The organism is uncultured Maribacter sp. (assembly GCF_947500985.1).
Classification (GTDB): Bacteria; Bacteroidota; Bacteroidia; order Flavobacteriales; family Flavobacteriaceae; genus Maribacter.
In genome coordinates, this window is sequence record NZ_CANMTX010000001.1 from 1 (window position 1) to 22,322 (window position 22,322).

Annotated in this window: 12 protein-coding genes; 2 read left to right on the forward strand and 10 right to left on the reverse strand. The window is 33.9% G+C overall.

The features are described from left to right. From Q0871_RS00005 to Q0871_RS00035, 7 genes are all read right to left on the reverse strand, one after another. Positions 1-5,666 (reverse strand): Ig-like domain-containing protein (locus tag Q0871_RS00005; RefSeq protein WP_299316742.1); only part of this gene is annotated, 5,666 nt, incomplete at its 3' end. An 850-nt stretch (positions 5,667-6,516) separates the two neighbouring features. Further along, entirely contained in the window at positions 6,517-8,154 is a 1,638-nt protein-coding gene (locus Q0871_RS00010; RefSeq protein ID WP_299316744.1) for an ABC-F family ATP-binding cassette domain-containing protein, read from the reverse strand. A 95-nt stretch (positions 8,155-8,249) separates the two neighbouring features. Then, positions 8,250-8,408 carry a lmo0937 family membrane protein gene (locus Q0871_RS00015; protein WP_276493172.1) on the reverse strand — a complete coding sequence of 53 codons (159 nt, stop codon included), beginning with the start codon at positions 8,406-8,408 and terminating at the stop codon, positions 8,250-8,252. Between the two features lie 2 nt (positions 8,409-8,410). Further along, positions 8,411-8,578 carry a hypothetical protein gene (locus tag Q0871_RS00020; protein WP_299316748.1) on the reverse strand — a complete coding sequence of 56 codons (168 nt, stop codon included), beginning with the start codon at positions 8,576-8,578 and terminating at the stop codon, positions 8,411-8,413. Positions 8,579-8,590: 12 nt separating this feature from the next. After that, complete coding sequence (locus tag Q0871_RS00025; RefSeq protein ID WP_299316750.1) at positions 8,591-8,755, reverse strand: hypothetical protein; 165 nt, start codon at positions 8,753-8,755, stop codon at positions 8,591-8,593. A 131-nt stretch (positions 8,756-8,886) separates the two neighbouring features. Continuing rightward, positions 8,887-10,050 (reverse strand): DUF3095 family protein, encoded by a 1,164-nt coding sequence (locus tag Q0871_RS00030; protein WP_299316753.1) that lies wholly within the window; start codon positions 10,048-10,050, stop codon positions 8,887-8,889. A 73-nt stretch (positions 10,051-10,123) separates the two neighbouring features. After that, the gene (locus Q0871_RS00035) at positions 10,124-10,642 is read right to left on the reverse strand and encodes an NUDIX hydrolase (RefSeq protein WP_299316755.1); all 519 of its coding nucleotides are present in this window, start codon (positions 10,640-10,642) and stop codon (positions 10,124-10,126) included. A 360-nt stretch (positions 10,643-11,002) separates the two neighbouring features. Here Q0871_RS00035 and Q0871_RS00040 point away from each other — a divergent pair, with 360 nt between their 5' ends. Next, complete coding sequence (locus Q0871_RS00040; protein ID WP_299316757.1) at positions 11,003-14,566, forward strand: metallophosphatase; 3,564 nt, start codon at positions 11,003-11,005, stop codon at positions 14,564-14,566. 274 nt (positions 14,567-14,840) lie between these two features. After that, positions 14,841-15,518, forward strand: coding sequence for a DUF481 domain-containing protein (locus Q0871_RS00045; RefSeq protein ID WP_299316758.1), 678 nt, complete (start codon positions 14,841-14,843; stop codon positions 15,516-15,518). Positions 15,519-15,561: 43 nt separating this feature from the next. Here Q0871_RS00045 and Q0871_RS00050 read toward each other — a convergent pair whose 3' ends face one another. The 3 genes from Q0871_RS00050 to Q0871_RS00060 all read right to left on the reverse strand — a co-directional run bounded on the left by Q0871_RS00050 (position 15,562) and on the right by Q0871_RS00060 (position 22,283). Continuing rightward, a complete protein-coding gene (locus Q0871_RS00050; protein WP_299316759.1) occupies positions 15,562-15,768 on the reverse strand; it encodes a hypothetical protein in 207 nt (68 codons plus the stop codon). A gap of 138 nt (positions 15,769-15,906) precedes the next feature. Next, on the reverse strand, positions 15,907-19,023 hold the full coding sequence (locus tag Q0871_RS00055) for a DUF5107 domain-containing protein (protein ID WP_299316761.1): 3,117 nt from the start codon (positions 19,021-19,023) through the stop codon (positions 15,907-15,909). Further along, a complete protein-coding gene (locus Q0871_RS00060) occupies positions 19,023-22,283 on the reverse strand; it encodes a VCBS repeat-containing protein (RefSeq protein WP_299316762.1) in 3,261 nt (1,086 codons plus the stop codon). Before Q0871_RS00060 ends, Q0871_RS00055 begins: the two co-directional genes overlap by 1 nt. Between the last annotated feature and the right edge of the window lie 39 nt (positions 22,284-22,322).

The following is a 22,322-nucleotide window of genomic DNA, read 5'->3' on the forward strand; positions in this document are numbered from 1 at the left end:
GCAATTTGTCCGTCTTCTACATTGGTTGTGGTACCAGAGATAGTCACTGGACTATCATCTTCTGTAGCATTGATAATATCATCTAAGGCTACTACATTTATTGCGATAGTTGGTGTTGGAACAACCGTAACATTTACAGTAGCGGTATCTGTATCATTATTTGCATCTGTAATCGTATATGTAAAAGAATCAGATCCGCTATAACTTGCCGCAGGTGTATATAATACCGTATCATCAGTTGGGTCTAATGGCGTACTATTATTATCTATTGAAACCGTACCTCCATTGGTAGTTGTAGTACTAGGGAGTGTAATTGCTCCGGAATTAGGACCGTCACCATCAAAGGAATCAGGACTATTACCATTATTAGCTAATACGTCAATACTGTTATTGCTTGAATCTTGAGAAACTGAAACCTCATCATCTTGCGCAATCGGTAAACTATTAACGCCAACATTTACAGTTACTATAGCAATATCACAATTTGCTGAGTTTGCAGCATCACAAATTTGATAATTTACAGTATAAGACCCAGTACCTGTATTACTCACAACATCTACAGATCCATCACCATTAACGGTTAAAGGTCCGTTGGTAACTGGAGTAATAGTAACACTTGCTGGGTTTAAAACTGCACCATTTAATTCATCATTATCAAGTACGTTTAAAACACCCGTTACCCCGGTAAAACCTTCTACAGCAGTAAGTGTGGTATTGTCATTTATTGCATCTATATTGTTAATTACAGTAAGAACAGCTTGAGCTTCTTCAGGACACGCATTATTATCATGATTAACTACTACTTTATAAATATTACCATCCATTATCAGGGTAACATTTGAGACCGTTAAACTAGCATTAGTAGCACTTGGAATATCTGAAAAAGTTGCTCCAGAATTTGTACTTACTTGCCATTGGTATTGTAATCCAGAATCAGCATTAACATCATAAGTTGGTGTTCCAGAAGTATACGAAGAGGCTTCTAGTGCAGAAGCTGCTACAGTAAAAGTAGCATCATCTCCAACCCGCTCTTCTTGATCTGTTGGAGCAGTATCAATACTAGTGTCTGCAGCAGTTGTAACCCCGGTATTAGTACCTGTATACGAAGTAGTTGCACCAGTAACACGACCATCTGTACCGTACCCTATACCATCAACCTCATCTTCAACACTATCATAAACATGACCTGCTTCAGAAGCATCTGGACAACCATCGTTATCAGAATCTGTATCTAAATGGTCAGCAATACCGTCATCATCAGTATCTGTTGCTGGACACATTCTAAAAATAACAACACTAGCTGTATCTGAAGTGAAAAATTCTACAAATGAAGTATAACTGTCGGACTCCCATGTTTCGGTACCTGCATTATTATCAACTGACGAGGCATCTCTTTCTACATAATATTCATTACCCTGATTTATAGAATTAAAACCTGTATTAAGAGCTCCTGTAAAATTAAACTTTTCTCCATTGGAACGAATACCTTCTTTACTACCCACAGAAGTGAGTCCAGAACCATGGTCTATTCTTACTCTTGATGGTATTGTACCAGATATCTCAATCGATGATGCAGGGTTTGATCCTGAAGTGTTCCAAGAACTACCTGTGGCATTCACGTAGGCATCTGTAAGCGTTAGTATTACAGCCCCAGTGCTTAATCCAAATAGATTACTTACATCATGTACAGCATTTGCAATTACCTCATTACCTGTATAGCCTAAATCATTTGGTCTAACTACAGTGTAACCAGTACAGGTATCTTCTTCGGTATCTAATATACCATCATTATCATCGTCGTCATCACATCCATCTCCAATTGTATCTCCATCGCTATCAACAAAAAGTGTACTTGCACTATCGCAAGAGTCACACTCCGCTGCTTGTATTGCAACATCTTCAGAACTACCAACTGTACTTGCACCCGCAGATGTTGGTACACCGTAAGTTGGACTAATATTCTCGGTATCAACGGTGTCTCCTAATGAAGTATCTGTATCTAAATCTGAATAATTAAAATTTGGGTCACCTTCTAGAGCATCTGGACAACTGTCATTATCCGAGTCTAGGTCTAACGAATTTGGAATTCCATCCCCATCTGTATCTGGACAATTAATAACGGGTGTAAATGCAAAACCTTCTCTATTATAATTTGAACCAATACTTGAATCTGCAAAAAACGAAACTGTAGTTGGAAAAGTTGTAACACCAGACATATCAACTTCAATACTCCACTCTGTATCTGCCAAAGAATAATCAACCCCATTATTAATTTCAATAATATCACCTGAAAATAGAACATCTCCGGTAACTCGACCCGTAACTTCATCTAAAGGGTCATTTAAGATAGCTGAACCACCTCCACTCCATGTAAGCGTAATTTCTTTATAAGCATTTTTAGTTGTTTGCGTTACACCTTCTGCTCCATTTCCTAAAATAACAGACTCTAATTTTCCTGAAGTTGGTGCATCTAAAATAAGATCTATTAGTGTAACTGCATCTGTTGTTCCTTGATCCCATCGTATTTGTATACCTGAAGTCGATGGAAGTACAATTGAGGCATACTCCGGATTTAAAGTAAACCCTAATATATTGTTCCCATTTGCTTCATAAAAACCTGTAATGTGAGTTGAATTATTACCTGAATTAACAGAGCCTATCACTGAAGGGCATTCATCGGTATCTAGTATACCATCATTGTCATCATCTAAATCGCAACCATCGAAAATACCATCGTTATCAGAATCTACTGTACCGCAAGGGTTGACTGCAGGATCTTCTCGATAATCAACTTCCGTAGTTCCCGAATTTTGCGTATTTGGTAATGCTGTTGGGTCATCTATAGTACCATTAGGGTCTGAATAATCTGCTGTTGTATCAGTGTTATCATCAATTCCGTCATTATCAACATCGGCATTAGCTAATGTTAAACCAGCTTCAGTAGTATCATCATTACCTTCGTTATCAGAATCTAAATCTAAATAATCGGGAGTGTCTGTGCCGTCTGTATTTTCAGGGACTATTCCACCTAAATATGCAGAGTTTACCCCTTTATTTGTTTCATATGTTATTGCATCATCAGCAATTGGTGCTGCATAACCAGTTGTTGTTTGTGCTTCTATATTATCTGGAAGCCCGTCACCATCACTATCCAAGTCTAAATAATCTGGAATATCATCTGGTACTATTTCTGAATCTGAAATGGTATAATTAACTGTACCTGCGTCTTCGTTTCCTCCACCTTGCACAGCATTTGGTACGCCGTCAAGACCTACGTTACCTGTAATTTCTCCTTCTGTTTGTGTTACATTATGACCTGCTTCTACAGCATCATAAATTCCGTCATTATCAGAATCTAAATCAAAAATGTTAGGAATTCCATCTCCATCGGTATCACAAGCCAATGCGTGTTCAAAACCAACATCATCAAATCTTACACTACCTGTTCCGTTCTGGTTATTGTATAGGTAAAATCTAAAATAGTACGTGGTACCTGCAGACAAATAATCATTAGAGGCAATACTATAAGATAGATAATCATTTGGAATCATACTATCTACATGTAAATCTTGGACTTTAATTGTTGGACTGCTAAAACTAGCATTGGTATCCATTTCAAGCGCCATATCAAAATTACCATACGTAGTATCTGGACCACTGCTACTAGAATAAAAACCTATAGCAATATTTTGTGTCCATAAATCTACAGCCGGTGTATAGGATATTTCTACGTAATGATTTGCTGATTTTGCAGTAGCAAAACTACTCTGGTTGGCATTGTCAAAAACATAAGTATACTGACTGCCTGTTTCATTTAGCGAGCCAAATGAAATATTCGCCGCCGAAGTAAAATTTGAACTACTTATTAAGGTACGTCTATCATAAGTTGCATAATCAGAGTCTCCTGGGTTCGTGCTTCCTACAGTTGAAGCATTTGGAATTTCAGAATCATTGTGTTCCCATTCAACTCTTGTTTGTGTACATAATGCTAATTCATCGGCATCTAAAATACCATCGTTGTCATTATCCAAATCAACATCATTTAAAATGCCATCATCATCATAATCAGGACCAGCAGGACCTCCGCAAGCACTAGAGTTAGAAGTATCTATAACCGCAGTGGTTGTACCAGTATACCCGTTACTACCTTCAACTACACCTAAGGTAGAATATCCGGTGCCATCGACTTCACCATCTTCATCAGCATCTGTAAAACCTGCTTCTTTTACATCTGAACAGGCATCACCATCAGAGTCTTGATTTAAAAAGTTGGGTGTTCCTGATGTTGTTTCTGGTGGGGTTAGGCTATTGCCAGAGCAGTTGATTGTTGTGGTAGCATTAACTTCAATTCCAAAAATCTGAACATCAGCCCAATACGTTGTAATTCTAAAATATTGTGTGTCAACATTAGTTGTGACGTTATAAGCAGTTACCGTACTTCCATCTACGCTATAGTTTAATATTTCGCCCCCTATAGGATTTCCAGAAGCATTAGATTGATGTATTTGACCTTGTTGACTACCGCCTGTTGCGTGAGCCATATAAACGGTTATGATGCTACCAGAAGGAATTACTGTGCCCATATTCAATAGTAATTGTGTACCGTTATTAGATACGGCTGCCGTAGCATCAGTTAAACCCGTTAAGCCAGTAGCATAGTTTTCATTTGAAATTGAACCCGATAAAACACTGGCAGCTGAAGCATTTACGATGCCACCAGAGGTATTTTCACAATTATTATCATAGATATCAACTAAACCATCATTATCTAAATCGTCTGTATTATCTACAAGTCCGTCATTATTTACATCAACTCCACCGGCTTCAACAATATCATAAATACCATCGTTATCAGAATCTAAATCTTCTGAATTTGGTATGCCATCACCATCAAAATCACAAGGAATACCACCACCTGATAATGAGGTAGGTATTAATGAAATATCATCTAAAGCTAAGTCGTTACCACAACCACCTGTATTATTATTTATTAAAGCAACTTCTAGGTTCGTGGAAGTACCAGTATTGAATTCGAAATTATAATTAATCCATTCACCTGTTCTCGCAATGTCTCCTGTATCAAAAGAAGCAATAAGTAGATTAGCATTATCTAAATCTCTAATTTCATACCTTACGTTTGGTAAAATGTAACCATCCGGTTGTGTTTCGCAATATGTTTGATTGCCATCGCTATTGGCATTTACTAGCCAAGCAGAAAATTTGTATGTGGTATTTTGAGTTACAGTTACGGTTCTATTGTAAAAATCTCCCACACCATAACTTGCATTTACTACCATCATATATCCGGAGCCAGTAGTATGATCTCCTAAATTTGGTTGCCAGCTTCCTTCTGGTTGATTTACAAAATTTGCTATGGTATAATCTCCATCATTTAAAGCATCTGGATAATTTGCATTAGTAACGATATCACTTCTATAATTATACGTAGTATAACCTATAGGTAATTCATCACCTGGGTATGAGCCCGTATTAAAATCTTCTGAAAAAAGAGCACATTCTTTGTTCTCTATTTCGTCTGGTATGCCATCATTGTCATCATCTAAATCAATATCATTATTTACAGAATCACCATCCGTATCTTGGGTCTGAGCAGTTTGTATAAATAATATACTAAAAAATAATACCCCAAATACTATTTTTTTCACAGTAAAAATGTGGAAAGGATTCTTGTAATATTTCATAATAGGGGGATTGGTTTATAGGTGTGTGTTATGAGTAGTTTAAAATTCAATCATAAAAATTTACATATCAATAATAATAATCTAAAAATTCTCTATTATAATTTCATGTGTGTAGATTACGGATATGTGTATGCCAAATAGGAATAAGTGTCGATATGGGGTAATTAAATTTGAAATGATTAAGTGATTTTTATATAGATAATTATCTAATGTTGGGAATGACATATAAAAGGATTGAAAAGAAACTTTTTTATAAGAATTCTTGTGTTATTATTATTTTGCGTCGTGCAGAGAAAATTTATCTTTTTTGTAGCTTTTATAGTTCGTCTAGTTTCCCTTAATATTTTCATCTCTTATATCTATTTAGAATACTTACGTTTATATGCATAATATTATTCCTTATTATTTGTAAGAAAAATAATATTAAAGTAAAAATAATTATTTATAAGTGTGTGAAAATAAAATGTTGTGAAAGCGCTGTATTTAGTTGTAGGATACCAACAATCATCTGCAAATGTTAAATTTATTTGCAGATTTGGTTTTATTAAGCGCTTTTAATTTTTAAATAAATAATGAGTTGTAATTTTTTAAATATTCGTTATTTAAAATTTGTAGAAAGAATATGCTATTTTTTTGTCGGAATAAGTGAAAGATATAAATATATAATTAACCAATATTATAGTAGTATTAGAACTAATAGTTTAATACTATTGATGAACATAGAAATAGTAATATTTTACATATGAAAATATTTGCCATTCTTTTATGATTATTCGACTATCTTCTTTATTTAGATTAATAGAAAAGAAATTTTTTATTTCATTAAATTGATTTCGGCAATACTCTTAATTCTGTTTCGCTCTAAGAAAGCGTCAATAGTCTCAAAATGTTCTAATACACGTTGCTCTTTAAATTCAAATACTTTTTGCGATAAACCTTGTAAAAAATCTCTGTCGTGAGAAACTAATATCAATGTACCATCATACGTTGATAAGGCTTCTTTTAATACATCTTTAGACTTTAAATCTAAGTGGTTGGTTGGTTCATCTAATATTAAAAGATTTACTGGTTCTAACAATAATTTTACCATTGCCAAGCGGGTTTTTTCTCCACCAGATAGCATACTTACTTTTTTATCAATATCATCGCCGCTAAACATAAAGCGACCTAAAATATTTTTTATCTGGTTACGTATATCGCCAAAAGCAACTTCATCTACCGTTTGAAATATGGTAAGATCTGGGTCTAATAATGAAGCTTGGTTTTGGGCAAAGTAACCTACCTTAACATTATGCCCTAGTTGGCAAGTACCTGCTACGGGAATTTCCTCAAGAATAGCTTTAATCATGGTTGATTTTCCTTCTCCATTTCTACCAACGAAAGAGACTTTTTCTCCTCTTGCAATAGACATGTTGGCATCTTTAAAAACCACATGTTCATCATAAGATTTAGAAACATCTTTTACGGTGACAGGATAATCACCTGATCTTGGAGCGGGAGGGAAGCGTAATTTTAAAGATGATGTATCTATCTCATCTATCTCAATAATCTCTAACTTTTCTAACATGCGCTCTCGCGATGTCACTTGATTCGTTTTAGAATAAGTGCCTTTGAATCGCTCTATGAAAGCCATGTTATCGGCAATAAACTTTTGCTGCTCTTGGTAAGCTTTTATTTGATGGGATCTTCGGTCTTCGCGTAATTGTAAATAGTGAGAATAGTTCGCTTTATAATCATAAATGCGCCCCATTGTTACTTCAATAGTACGGTTGGTAATGTTGTCGATAAAGGCCCTATCGTGAGAAATCACCATAACAGCATTGGCTTTATTCAACAAGAAATCTTCTAGCCAAATTACCGATTCTATATCAATGTGATTCGTAGGCTCATCTAAGAGAATAAGATCCGGCTTTTGTAATAGAATTTTAGCCAATTCTATACGCATACGCCAACCACCACTAAACTCATTGGTTTGTCTAGTAAAATCTTCTTGTCTAAAACCTAAACCCTTTAGCGCTTTTTCTACTTCTGCATCATAATTAACTTCGTCTAGTGCATAGTATTTTTCACCAAGATCAGATACTTTTTCAATAATGCTCATGTAAGCATCACTTTCATAGTCTGTTCTGGTTTCTAGTTCTTTGTTCAGCTTATCCATTTCATTACGCATAGAAAATACATGCTTAAATGCCTTGGCTGCTTCTTCAAAAACAGTACAATTATCTTCGGTTAACAAGTGTTGTGGTAAATAAGCAATGACAGCATCTTTTGGTACGCGAACATTACCACGTGTACCTTTTTGCTCACCTGCAATAATCTTCATCATGGTAGATTTACCTGCTCCGTTTTTACCCATCAAGGCAATTTTATCGGTTGGGTTTATGACAAAGGAAACGTCACTGAATAGGGTAGTGCCACTAAATTCTACGGCTAAATTATCTACTGAAATCATGCTATATATTTAAAAATGCAAAACTAGTAATAAGTTGTGGTGCTTGTTACTAACTGCATTAAAAAGTTATAGTGTTTTAATCGGCAAGTCTTTATTTAGGTACTTGTCTTGTTGCTTAACCAATTGTAAATTAAAAGTACTACTGCCAATAATAGAAGTAGGTGAACTAAGGCTCCCATAACTTTAAATACCACAAAGCCTAATACCCAACTTATAACCAATGCGGCTACTAAAATGTATATTATATTTTTCATGCTTACTTATTTACGGTCCAATTCATTATTTCATCGTGAATCTCTTGTTCAGATTTCTTTCTTCTTTTTGCAATAGTGCTTATTAAGGCTTCAACACCGTCGAGCTCTCCGTTATCGTCTACATCTTGTGTTTCTGGAAAATTCGCTAAATATTCATCTTTTACCGACAACCATTGCTTTTCTTAATGTAAATCGTAGCTAGACGTTGCTACTCCGCCATTATTTACAGGTTCATCTAAGGTTTCATTTAAATTTTCGTTTTGAGATATTCCTTTATTTTGAGGAACATCGTTTTGCAAACCTCCTGTAGTCTTCGATTTATCTATACTTTTATCTTCTGTAATCATCTGTATATTTTTAATTAATACTAATGATACCAAGGTAATAACACGAACAGATTTAGATTTGCTCTAATATTACATAAATTGACCGTATAAAATTTACGCCTATTAAGCTGAAGTAGTTGTAGGGATATTAGTTACTTGGTAAGTGCTTTTTTCTTGACTTTAAGCATTTTTGCGGCAGAAGTGTACCCACCTTCGGTACCGTCCACAAAATGGGAGTGACTGGTTTTCATATCCAATACATAGCATGACATTACTGAGGCGTGCGTTACATGGATACCATATATTATTTTATGTTCTGCCTCTAATTCATCTAGAAAGCTAGTAAAGCGATCTATTTTATTTTGATCTGCAGTAAAAATGGTATTGATCATACCGTCTAACATAAATGAGTGAGATAATTGACCAATTTGCTTTAAATACTGCTTGCCGCTTTTAGAAAGACTAAAGTATGCACGACCAATATTGGTTTTGATCCAATTTTTTAAAAAGTACGACCAACTTTTATCCGCGAGGCTTACCTTCATTTCTTCCCATATTTTGTACAAGCTGGCATCTAGTTTTAGGCGTTCGCTTTTTATGGGTTGCCGATCGTTAAAGGTTCCGAAAATTTCATCCATTTTCGATAGTATCTTTTTATATACTTCTCGTTGTGCTTTTTCTTGGACGGCATCTAACAACAAGCAAACCACTTTGGCTTGATTTTGATCAGGATTTACTTCTTCCCACCTACATTCCATTCCCTCTAGGTTCAAAAGGCTTTCATTGAAGCTTGAGATGCGTAGTTCTTTAAAGTCTGATTTTATGATTTCTTCAGCCTTATGTAATCCGTTACCAAGAATTATGGGTATAGTCAATCGTTCTGTAAGTTGATGCTTTGCTATTTTAAGACGACATTGTTTTGATATGAGGTCTTTCACCGAAACATGACCTACTCTTAATACCAAATTAGTCTTTCTTTTAATATGTATGCTATAATTGTCTAATACTGCAATTACTTTGTCAAGTAGGGTAGATGGCAGTAAGAAGGTAGCGCCGTCACCACCAAAAAAATACGGAATCTCTATATTTTGTTTGAATTTACGAACGGTGTTCAATACTGAAATAATGCTGCCCGTAGCGGTCAAGTTTACTTGATGATGATTACCATCTACGACAGCTTGTGTAGAGTTTTGAATATCTACAACGACAACATGCCAGGTTTGGGGCACATCTAAAAAGTCAGATTCCTTTTCTAGAATATCTACTAATGGTTTATTCAACTTTTTTAACTCAGTATAGAATTTGGTATTTTTCATTCGTTAATTTATAGTCGCATTTTAAAAGTGAAATTACAAGTTTATGTTGTGCATAAAGAATATGGTTGCCTATTTAGAGCATACGCTCAGCCAACAGTTCTAATAAAAAGGTTTCTCTTTCTATAGACATTCCTTTTTTGGCACTTTCAAGCATTGTTTTTTTGTTGTGAGCAATGGCTTCATAAATGTTGACCCATTTTGCGGTCATGCCATTTTTAATTTCGTAATGTTCCATTTTAGATGCGCCAAGCTCTGTATTAATTTCGCAGGTGTAACAGTAAGAAATCATGTGTTGAATATCAAAATCTGGTTTGTGCCATGGTCTATATTCTTCATATATGCCAAAGGGTTTAATATTTCTCACCTCTATCGCTCCGGTTTCTTCACTCAGTTCACGAATCATACCTTCTATTTTATCTTCGCCGTCATCTAAACCACCACCTGGTAAGCTATAGTCTTCATATCGTTCTGTATAAAGCAATAAAATAGAATTTCCTTGTATGGCAATACTCCTTGTAGCAAGCCTTGTAAAAATTGATTTATTATTTAAAGACGAAATGTCTGGGTGATAATGAATTTTTAAATTTTGCATAAGTGAAGCGTAATCTTAAAAGGTATTTTATAATTTATTTTTGACCAATTTGAAGCATCAAAAATACACAAACCTTTTCTCAAAATAATAGGGGATGAGTATAGGTTATTTTTATGGTTACTTAAATTCCCAATAGAGTTAATTTGCTATTTATGAGGGTCCTATTTTTGTGAAGTATTTGTATTGAATTAGGGCTGTCTTTTTACGTAATTTTATATTCTATCGTATGTGGTATTGTTTTAATTAGTACAAATTCTATTTAACTGTGTACGGTTTACCATAATCGATAATTAGTACTTAGTTGATATGGTATTAAAGGCAGTCGACAATTTCATCCATCAGAAAAACAAATATAATTTCATGCGTTCAAAAATCATACTCTTAATGTTTCTTGTAGGTCACTACACTATTTTTTCGCAAAATGCAGATGAGCTAAAATCTAATTCGCAAAAAGAGGCTTCTCATTCTTTTTACATTACTTCAAACATGGGTAATGTTTCATTAGAAGAAGCTAAGAAAGTGTTGAGCGAAATTAATACTGCTTCTAAAAATGATAATAATTCAACTTTGTTACTTATTGGTAATGTGGTTAACAAAGATGGCTTTTCTGCAAAAGAGAAACATCAAGATGCAACCAAAGCATATTTGAAGCCTTTAATGCAATTATGGGATGATTTTAATGGTGATGTTATTTTAACGCCAGGAGAAAATGAATGGTTAAAAGGTGCGCCACAAAGTATTGATGATCTGGAATCTTTTTTACAGGATAATAGTAAAGCTAAGTTTTGGCCCAACGATGGTTGCCCGTTAGAGCGCGAAACTATTAATGATGATGTCGTTTTAGAAATGGTCGATTCTCAGTGGTTTTTAGAAGATTGGGATAATCATCCTTATATCAATCAAAAATGTGAAATTAAGACGAGAGATCAATTTTTTGCAGAGTTTAAAGATGACCTAAAAGACAGCCAAGGTAAAACTGTAATTGTTGCAGTTTACCAGCCTGTAATGAGTAATACCAGAATTTCTATGGTAAACAAAATGGGCGGCTTCACTCCACAGTCCTATCAAAATAAAGAGAATAGAAATTTACGAGGTAGATTGGAAACCATAGCAAGTCAGTTTAACGATGTCATTTTTGTTTCCGGTAAAGACCGAAATTTACAGTATTTAGAAGATGATGGTATTCCTCAGATTATTAGTGGTGCAGTAGGCAAAACAGACAAGGCAAGAGCACTAAAAGAAGACCATTTTGAGTCTAGTGCGAATGGGTATGCCAAGTTAACCGTTTATAAAGATGGTAGTACCGAGGTTGATTTAGTTGAAATTAAAAATGGAGCATCTGAAGTTGCTTTTACCCAAAAAATTAAAAGAGAGCGCCTTTCTTTAGAAGATGTATCTTACCCTAATAAAATAAATGCAACTACAGCAAAGGCTTCTATTTATACGAAAGAAGAGACTGAGAAAAAAGGATTCTATAAATGGATGTGGGGCGACCACTATAGAAATCTTTACAGTAAAGAAATTGAAGCGCCGGTATTACAAATAGATGCGCTGCCCAATAATGTAAGACCAATTTCTGAAGGTGGTGGTACGCAATCAAGATCATTACGGTTTATCGATGACAATGAGAATGAGTATATCTTACGTGCATTGCGTAAAAGCGCATTACGTTTTCTACAGACCAATGCGATCAATAATCATTATGTTGAAGATTACCTTGATAATACGGTTGCAGAACGCTATTTGATGGATTTTTATACCACAGCACATCCATATGCACAGTTTGCTATGAATGACTTGTCTGAGACATTAGACGTGCTTCATTCAAACCAAAAAATATACTACGTACCTAAACAAAAAGGATTAGGTATTTACAATGAAGATTATGGCGATGCGCTATTTATGTTCGAGGAACACGCAGGTGGTGAGAACAAAGACTTTGAAACCTTTGGTAGCCCAGATGATATTATTAGTACTACAGACTTACGTTTTGAGTTGATGAAATCTAAAGATTCATATGTAGATGAGCCAAGTTTTATTCGTGCTCGTTTATTTGATATGCTGGTTGGTAACTGGGATCGCCACCAAGATCAATGGCGTTGGGCACAATTTAAAACTGAAGACGGTAAAAAGAGATATGAAGCTATTCCAAGAGATTGGGATCAAGCTTTTCCTAAATATGACGGAACCATTATTGGCATGCTAAAATTTGCTTTTCCTTTACTTCGTAAAATGGAAAGTTATGATGCTGATGTAAAGAATGTAAAATGGTTTAATCTTTCTGGTTATCCGATGGATAAAACCTTTATGAAAAAAGCCAACTGGACTGACTGGAAGAAGCAGGTAGATTTTATTCAGGAAAATTTATCTGATTCAGAAATTGATGCGGCTTTCAGTACCTTACCAAAAGAAGCCCAAGACAGTAGTATCGATGAAATTAAAGAGAATTTAAAATCGCGTAGAGATGGCTTACAAACTATTGCTAAATCTTACTACGAATACTTGAATAAATTCGAAGTCATTATTGGAACTGAAGACGATGATAAATTTTTAATTACTAGAAAACCGAACGGCGAAACTGATATATCTATTTCTAAAGACACTATAGTTTATAAGAAAACATACAATGCAAAGCAAACCAAAGAGATTTGGGTATATGGTTTAGATGGTAAAGACACGTTTACCGTAGATGGGGATGGAAAAGATTTGATAAATATTAAAATAATAGGAGGGAAGAAAAACGATACTTATGATTTTAAGAATACAAAAAAAGTGAAGCTTTATGATTTTAAGAGCAAGAATAACACCATTGTAAATGCTAAGTCAAAAGAATGGCTTACAGATTCTTATGACATTAATACGTATGACTATCAGAAAAGAAAATACAATGAGAACATTGTTTTTCCAAGTATAGGTTTTGATGGAGATACGGGCTTTAGAATTGGAATTAAAGACCGTTTTACTACTTATGGTTTGGCTAATAATCCATTTAAATCGCAACATACTATTGGTGCAGAATATTTCTTTGCTACAAACGGATTTGCAATAGATTATAATGCAGAATTTGCACATGTATTCTATAACTGGAATTTAGGGTTCGATGCAAAATATGGAAGCCCTAATTATACTTTAAATTATTTTGGTGAGGGTAATGAATCAGAATATGATTCAGACTTGGATAGAGATTTTAATAGAGTACGTATAAGACAATGGAAGATTTCTCCTTACCTGGTTCACAAGAGTGAAAGTAGTAGTTATTATTTAAGATCTACATTAGAATCTTTTGATGTGTCTAATGACGATGAACGTTTAGTTGGTCAAGCATTTGCTGCTGATAACGATGTGTATGAACAGCAATTATATGTATCTGGTGAAGTAGGGTATGGGTATAAAAATCAAAATAATCCCGCTTTTCCTAGTCGTGCAATGTCTGCTGATATTGCTGCAGGTTATAAGTCTAGTATTAACGGATTTGATAACAGTTTTGCCTATATTAAATCATCTATAGCTTTGACCTACCCATTGCACCCAAGTGGTATTGCGGTTATTGCTACTAAACTGGCCGGAGAAGCAATTATTGGTGATACCTATGAATTTTATCATGGTGCCGTAATAGGTGGTAATACAAGTTTACGCGCTTATAGAAATGAACGATTTAACGGTAAGTCTGTATTTTATCAAAGCACAGATCTTAGGGTTGGTGTAACACGCTTTAAAACGAATTTTATACCACTGCAATTGGGCGTAAGCGCTGGTTTTGATTATGGTCGCGTATGGTCAGATAATGATAACTCTACAAAATGGCATAATGATTTCGGAGGATCGGTTTGGATATCTGGTTTTAGCGCCTTAACAGGAAATCTAGGTTTCTATCATGGTGGTGATGGTAATAGGTTGGTATTTAGTGTAGGTTTTAACTTCTAGTTTTTAGAAATATTTTGAGGGTATAACTGAATTATATTATTGATATCATAGGTAACACTTAGCTCTATGAATTATTGATATCTCTTAATGTTTTTCTGAGAACGTATTTAGCAATAGTTTTGCAACACAAAATTACAAGCGAATATCTAAAGCGTAATAAGTATCTTCTTTCATGAAATTGACCTTACATTTTATTATTTCATTTTGTTGTATTTGTATATTCTTTCTCAGTTTTTCTGTGGAGGCTCAGTTAGTGAACATTGAATCTAAACGCATGCATACAGACTCGTTGAGGTTTGTTTTAAATAGCGATTTGCTTTTTAATTATACAGATAACAATGGCGAGTATATTCTTCAGATAAACTCAAATGTTACAACGCAGTTTAAGTCAAAAAATCTTAAGAGTATTTACTTTTTTATAGGAAATGTAAGCTTAATAAGATCTAAAGATGAAGACTTTCAAAATTCATATTTTCTACATGCTAGGTTTAATCAGAAATTGACAGACCTGTTTCGTTTAGAGGCATTTGTTCAAAATCAATATAATGAGAATTTGACCATATCAGATAGAAACCTATTGGGTGTTGGTTTACGTCTTAAAATTTTAGATAAAAAAGGAACATTGGCTTATTTGGGTAACTCATATATTTATGAAGTAGAGTCAGTTGCATCATCAGACCAAAAATTCTACAATCATAGAAACAGTAGTTACCTTTCTTTAAATCAGAATTTTAAAAAGTATAATCTAGATATTACTGGAACTTTTTACTTTCAGCCGTTGTACGATAATATTAGTAATCATAGAATTTTAAGTCAGTTTAAGGCGCAAATGCCGCTAACAAAAAGAATTAGTTTTTCTGCGCTTTATAATTACGCTGTAATCAATTTTAATTCGACTTTAGAAGATAACCGTTCTTCTAATGTTAGTTTTGGACTTACGTTGAATTTATAGTATTGTGGACTTTAAATGGAAAACTTAAGGTTCGTTACATTTATTAGATACTACGATTAATGTCTAAGTCATAATATTTTTTTGTATTTAGATTAATTTTAATGTTGAAGTAGCAATTACCACCATCTTCAACAGCTACTATATTCGTGCGCCATTTATCTGAGGCAGTGGTACTACAAAATATAATCCAAACTTCTTTTACTCCGGAATAATTTACCGAAGCATTATTAGAATATACATCTATTATCAATTACATCGATTTTTTTTACGAAAAATAGCCTGTTATCTGAATAATTAGATGTTGCAAGTTGTAAACGGTAAAAGTATAAGTCAGTAGTTTAAATATATTGGGTTAATGTTGGAGAATGACACGAGCAGGTTTTCTTATTTAAAGTTTACTTAATAATTTTAGTTGATGTAGCTCTAATTTTGATAAGTATTCTTGAGCCTTAAGTGTGTCTAAAGTATCCATATCATTATTGAAAATAGCAATAGCTATTTTACTAAGTAAGTTATCAGTTTTATTTAATAGGTCTTCAAGTTCCTTGTTGTTAAATTGAAGCTTTTTAGCTGCTAATAAACCTGCAAGATGGTTTGTAGTATTTCTTGTATAATGGTTTTTAGTATACGCAAAAGCTGAATTTAACAGTACTTTACTTTTGTCTGCTTCTTTAAGCTTGTTAAGTGTTATTGCAAGCAAATAATCTGTAATTCTTTCATCTGGTGAATATGGTTTACCTACACCAATATTTTCAGGCCATTGTTTTGCTTTTTCTAATATGGCTTTTGCTTCGATATAATTATTTTTTAAAATAGCATTTAAGGCTAATGCTTGGTATGTCTTTTCATAAACTTTTCTACTTTCACTTGCATGCTCAAAAGGAAGTATTTTAATGTTTTCTAGCACTATAGCTACTTCTTTATATCGTTCTAAATTTAATAAAGATTTAGCATGTGCCAAAGCTATATTATAGTTGTCAGGAAATTTCTTTGTTGCTTTTTTAGAAAGTTTATAAGCGCTTTCAGCGTCTCCGATATTTTGATAAAATAGAATGTTTTTTTCCCAAATTTTCCAACTATTTGGTTGTAAATTTAGAGCTGTCTGTAAATCAGTAATAGCTAGTTTTTTGGAGTTTTTATCTAAATTAGATTGCAGTAGTTTAGCTCTAAATTGATAGAAAATAGGGGAGTCAGGCGTATTTTTTAATTCTTCTAAAATAGTAATGCCTTTATTCTTTAAGCCAACTGCAATATAGTTTTGAGCTAAGTAATATTTTAATTTCCAATTATCATTTTTGGCGATAGCCCATTCTAAAATTGGAATAGCCTCTCTACGATATGGAAATACAAAATCAACTTGAGTTTTAATTGCAGTTCTTAACAAAACCTCACTTTCTTGAGGATTTGAACCTTCTTTTAAATACGCCAGCCACAATTTATTTTTAACGGTTTCTTTGCACATAGACAGTACAGTAATGGCTTGTTGTTTAAAACCAAGTTCTTTGTAACGTAGTGCAAGTGCTAGAAAAGATTCTTCTTTAAATTCGTTCTGTATATTTAAAGCACTGGCATTTGTACTTGATGTTTTATTTTCAAAAGCAATAAGATGGTTTAACTGGTCTATATCTAATAAGTTATCTTTTGCCTTACTCAAAGCTTTGTTGTCATTTTTTGCTTTTGCGGTAAGTAATAATACTTCTCTTGCGTTCAAGTTATACGTATTAAAGTCTATGGCTTTATGAGCATAAGTTTCGGCACGTGTTAGTTGCTTGTTAGCTAAATATAACTCAGCCATTTGTGCATAGGATACCGATCTAAATTTAATATCACGAGCTGCCCATCCTAAAGATTCTAATGCATTGACAGTATCCTTAATTGCTCTATATGCTATACCTGCCATATAGTTTGCACTTGGGTTATACGTGTCCATTCTTAGAACTGTATTTGCATAGGTTAATGCATCTTTATAATTACTTTTTCGGTATTCTAGCTCTGCCAATTTGGTAAGGGCAACGCTATTAGAAGGGTCATTGTTAATTAAGTTTTTAAGATGTTCTTCTGCCTTTTCATATTCACGGTATTCTATAGCTTCGATACCAGCTAAAAGTAATTTTTCTGGTTCAGAAACTATTAAATCCATATCAGATGAAAAAGGTCTTTTCAAATCTGTTGATTTGGTTTTTGGTTTATATTCTAACTCAGTACCCATTATAGATACTTCAACATTGGATGGTGTTGCTGTAGCTATACTTTTAGAATAGATTTCCATGGGCTTTAAACTCAAAGATTCTGTAATGATTTCATGACCATTAAAAATCTGAATTTTAGTATCTAATCTTTGCAAGGCATTTACACTGATAATAGTTTCTCCAGCTATGGTTTCTACATTCAGAACTCCTTCTGGTGAAGCATCAACCATACCACCAATTTGCTTGAATGGAAACCAAATTTCACTCCATTTATCCATAACATAGGGGTCGAAACCTACTTGGCTAATTGGGTTTACAGCATTAGAAGGTTGGTATTGGTTAAAAAGTCTACCAGCTTGAAGTTCAATGTATTGTCCATCTGTATCGGTTAATAAATCTTCCCAAATTCCGCCAGATCTAGATAATGCCCATAGCCAAAGTTTTTGTCCTGGCATTTCTTCGTATAATGACCATTGTCCAAAACCAAATTCTGTATCATGATAATATCCACCAAAAAAATCATTAAACTCACCTACGATATGATAAGATTTAGAAGAACCAAATCTATTTTCATTATACATGGCTAGGTTGTGATTTTCCTTATCTATTGGCCATGTATGTGGATTTCCGTTATGTTCTAAATGCTTATTGCCAGGGATAAAAAATTCTAAGTCATTACTTGCTTTAGCAGCCGCAGTCATCCAATTATAATAAGATGAAGTTAGGGGAGAGGCATTGTACCATGATGCATTGGTTTCAAAATACGCTTTGTCTTTTTCTAACTTAATCTCAACGGTCCATTTTGTCATTGAAGGTAAATCTAGATTGCTTACAATACAACTAACACTACCATCTTCATTGGTTTTAGTAATGTAATCTACTGGAGTTGCTGTTGAGGGGTGGTGACCAATGATACCAAAATTAAACTCTATACCGCCAGAAGTCCATGGGCCTCGCATGGCAATATTTCTAAATTTTACTACTTCATTTTTGTATAAAAATTCTTCTCCTGTACTTTTTTCAATAGCGCCCCAAATTTTACCTCCAATTTCTGGTAGTACTTGTACTTTTATATAATCATTTTCTAGGGTTACAACTTTCCAATCTTGCTTTTTAGATGTATGCTCATACTCTTCAAATTTAAAATAGGGAAATATTTTCGGGTTTTCTGCCGAAATGGGTACAGGGTTAGGTTCACCAAAACCATAGGTTTCTAATGAAAGTATTTCTTCTTTAATTGAGATGGATTGTGCTGTGACAGAACAATAAAGTCCACTAAGGAATAGCACTACGATAATTTGGATTCGTGTTCGCATTAAAAATTAAGTTTATACGTTTTAGGAATTTGATTGTTTCTTGAAAATATGATCATTGGTTCTTTGTCCGCATTAATGATGGCTTGAATATCCTTTACTTCTCCATCTATATTAAGTCCACTTTTCTTTTGGTCGATAGCTCTAAAATTCCCTTTTCCATCACCTAATAGAAGGCTGCCTTTATTGGCATCATACCTGCCATATTTTACTCGATTACCGAAAAAGTTACCAGCCATAAGTACATCTAAATTGCCATCTTGATTAAAGTCATTTATAAGAATGCCGTATATAGGCGCAAATTGGATAGAAGCGGGTAGGGGTGTTATTTTAAAATTATTTTCACCAAGATTTTCTATATAGCTACTAGCAAAGTAATTGGCTTCTAATATATTTGTGTTCTTTAATTCCTCTGCTGTGAAAATATCTGAAATTTTTTGGTCCGCGTAGTCTGAGTAATTAATGTATTTTCCTTTTAAATAGCTGAGTTGACCAATTAAATCATCCCTCGAGAAAACAGGATAACTTTCCCCTTGTATGAACGACGTTAATATAGGGTCTAGTGAACCGTTTTTATCAAAATCCTTGACATACAATTGCACAGGCTCTGCTTCAGTAGCTTTTAATTGGGAGTTTAAACCAAAATTACCGACGATATAATCTGTATCGCCATCATTGTCAAAATCCCCAGACTTAATAGTATTCCACCATCCCTTTGTATTATTTAATGTGGAGTTTTTGATTTCGGTTAGCTTACCATCATTATTTTTGAATAAACGAATTGCCATAAATTCACCTACTACGATTAAATCGTCAATGCCATCTCCACTAAAATCGCTCCATAGTGCATCTGTAATCATCCCTATATGCTCTAAGTTTTCATTTACAGACGTTGTAATATCTGTAAAACGGCCTTTTCCATCATTCTGTAATATATAGCTTTTTGGAGCTGTTGGATATTCACCAGGGACTAACCTTCCACCAACGAACAAGTCTAAATCTCCATCATTATCAAAATCGCTTGCTCGAACTACGGAACCGCTTGTTTTCATGTCTGGTAGCATGTTGCTCAATTTGGTAAATTTTCCTTTACCGTTATTTTGGTACAGTCTATCTTGTAATTCTGTAGCATTCTTTTCAAATTCATTCCCGCCACTGACTACATATAAATCTAAGTCTTTATCATTGTCAGCATCGAAAAAGAGTGCATTTGTATCTTCTGATGTAGTGTCGTCTATTAAATCGGTTAGAGCAATATTAAATTCACCATTTTTATGCTGTATTAATACTTGTCCTGTTTGTCCTTTGGCTCCAGCTATAAACAAGTCATCTAGACCATCACCATTAACATCTCCTTTTGCCATTTTAGGGCCTTGAGTAGATAGTTTATGTAGTAATAATTGTTCTGTTTTAAAATCTACAAAATTGTTTTCTTGATGTTTGAAAGGAATAAGACTATCTATGGATATGTCAACAAAATACCTTGTAGTATCAGTTTCTATAATTGTAGTGGATTTTTGTGCATCAATTTGTCGTAATATAATGGTTTGGTTACTAGGTATATTCTGCAGATTTTGTTCTTTAAAATCTGGCCAAGTAATAGTTAGCTCCTGTATAGTATCATTTTTTCCTAAACCAAAGACAACCGTATTATCTACAGAAGATTGGTAACCTCTTGTAGGCATTACTTCTTGGGTTAAAACTTGAGTTTTAGTGGTTACAGATATTCTTGAACCAATACCAAATGTATTTAAACCTTCACCTTTTAATCGTATTCTTAAATAGTTGTGCTCTTTTAATTTTTCGCTATTATTTCGATAAATAAAAGCTTCTTCCTCTATGTTATTAACTATTAAATCTAAATCACCATCATTGTCTAAATCTGCATATGCAGCTCCATTAGAGAGTGATTTTTTATCTAATCCCCATTCTGAATTTACTTTCGAAAAAGTAAGATCACCATTGTTATGATAAGTGTAATTTTCTTCTATTGTAGCAGGAGAGATTTCCAATAACTCCATGATAGCCGTTTGCTTTCCTGTTTTATTCTCTTTTAATTTTTCTTGGACAGCAAAGTTGATGAAGTCCATGTTGGTGTAATCTCTTTTGTATCCATTGGTAATAAAAACATCTTTATAACCGTCATTATCTAAATCTGCAAAAAGAGAAGCCCAGCTCCAATCTGTATTTGATATACCAGAAAATTGACCTATTTCTGAAAACGATTCTCCATTGTTATTTAGTTGAAGCATATTACGCATCGTTTGGTTGTAAAAACCTGAGTTGACTAGCAGTTGGTATTTGTCATAATTATCTGGACCAGAAACCATTTTTTGGCGGTAATTACCTTCTGGCAGCATATCCAGTGTAATGATATCCATATATCCATCATTATTGATATCTGCTATGTCCGAGCCCATAGAAAATAAAGAAGTATGCCCAATATATTTCTCAAGACTTTCAGTAAACGAACCATTTTTATTATTAATATAAAGGTAGTCTTGTTCGTTATAATCGTTGGATACATAAATATCTGGCCAGCCGTCATTATTAATGTCAGAAATGGCTAAACCTAAACCGAAACCTAAGATGTTAGAGACTAAACCAGCGTCTGAGCTCACGTCTTTAAATTTGCCATTATCATTACGATACAATTTATCGGAATAAGCAGGGTTTTTTTTGTTTTTTAATGAAGGGGTAATTTGACCAAAACCAGCATATTCTTGTGTGGAATGATTAAGTATATAAACATCTAAGTCTCCATCCTTATCATAATCAAAAAATGAAGCCTGTGTAGAATAGCCTGAATTTGCTAAACCATATTTGGATGCACTTTCTGTAAAGGTTAAATCGCCATTATTTATAAATAACAAATTTTTACGCATTTTAGGGCTAGGGGCGGCAGACCTACACACATATATGTCTAGCAATCCGTCGCCATTTACATCGGCCATTGTAGTGCCAGTATTCCAAAGACCTTCTGCAAATACACCTGCTTTTTCTGCTATTTCATCAAATTCAAAATTTCCTTTATTTATATACAATCTACTACCTACCATATTACCGGTAAAGTAAATATCTGGTAAACCATCATTATTTAAATCGCCAACTGATACGCCGCCACCATTATATAAATAACCATATTCTAAAACATTAAATGCTTCTGTTTCTTTTAGTATATTCTTAAACTTTATTCCTGTTTCATTAGCTCCTAATTTCGTAAAAAGTTTTTCCTCTTGTGTGGAACAGGAAAGGACTAACATGAGAATAATTAAGAAAGAATATAACCTATACATTGATAT

What these genes read in the sequence shown, in the direction of transcription:
- Q0871_RS00025 (WP_299316750.1), bottom strand. Translation starts at nt 8,755, where the DNA reads ATGATTACAGAAGATAAAAGTATAGATAAATCGAAGACTACAGGAGGT.
- Q0871_RS00030 (WP_299316753.1), bottom strand. Translation starts at nt 10,050, where the DNA reads ATGAAAAATACCAAATTCTATACTGAGTTAAAAAAGTTGAATAAACCA.
- Q0871_RS00055 (WP_299316761.1), bottom strand. Translation starts at nt 19,023, where the DNA reads ATGCGAACACGAATCCAAATTATCGTAGTGCTATTCCTTAGTGGACTT.
- Q0871_RS00045 (WP_299316758.1), top strand. Translation starts at nt 14,841, where the DNA reads ATGCATACAGACTCGTTGAGGTTTGTTTTAAATAGCGATTTGCTTTTT.
- Q0871_RS00015 (WP_276493172.1), bottom strand. Translation starts at nt 8,408, where the DNA reads ATGAAAAATATAATATACATTTTAGTAGCCGCATTGGTTATAAGTTGG.
- Q0871_RS00035 (WP_299316755.1), bottom strand. Translation starts at nt 10,642, where the DNA reads ATGCAAAATTTAAAAATTCATTATCACCCAGACATTTCGTCTTTAAAT.
- Q0871_RS00060 (WP_299316762.1), bottom strand. Translation starts at nt 22,283, where the DNA reads ATGTTAGTCCTTTCCTGTTCCACACAAGAGGAAAAACTTTTTACGAAA.
- Q0871_RS00040 (WP_299316757.1), top strand. Translation starts at nt 11,003, where the DNA reads ATGCGTTCAAAAATCATACTCTTAATGTTTCTTGTAGGTCACTACACT.
- Q0871_RS00010 (WP_299316744.1), bottom strand. Translation starts at nt 8,154, where the DNA reads ATGATTTCAGTAGATAATTTAGCCGTAGAATTTAGTGGCACTACCCTA.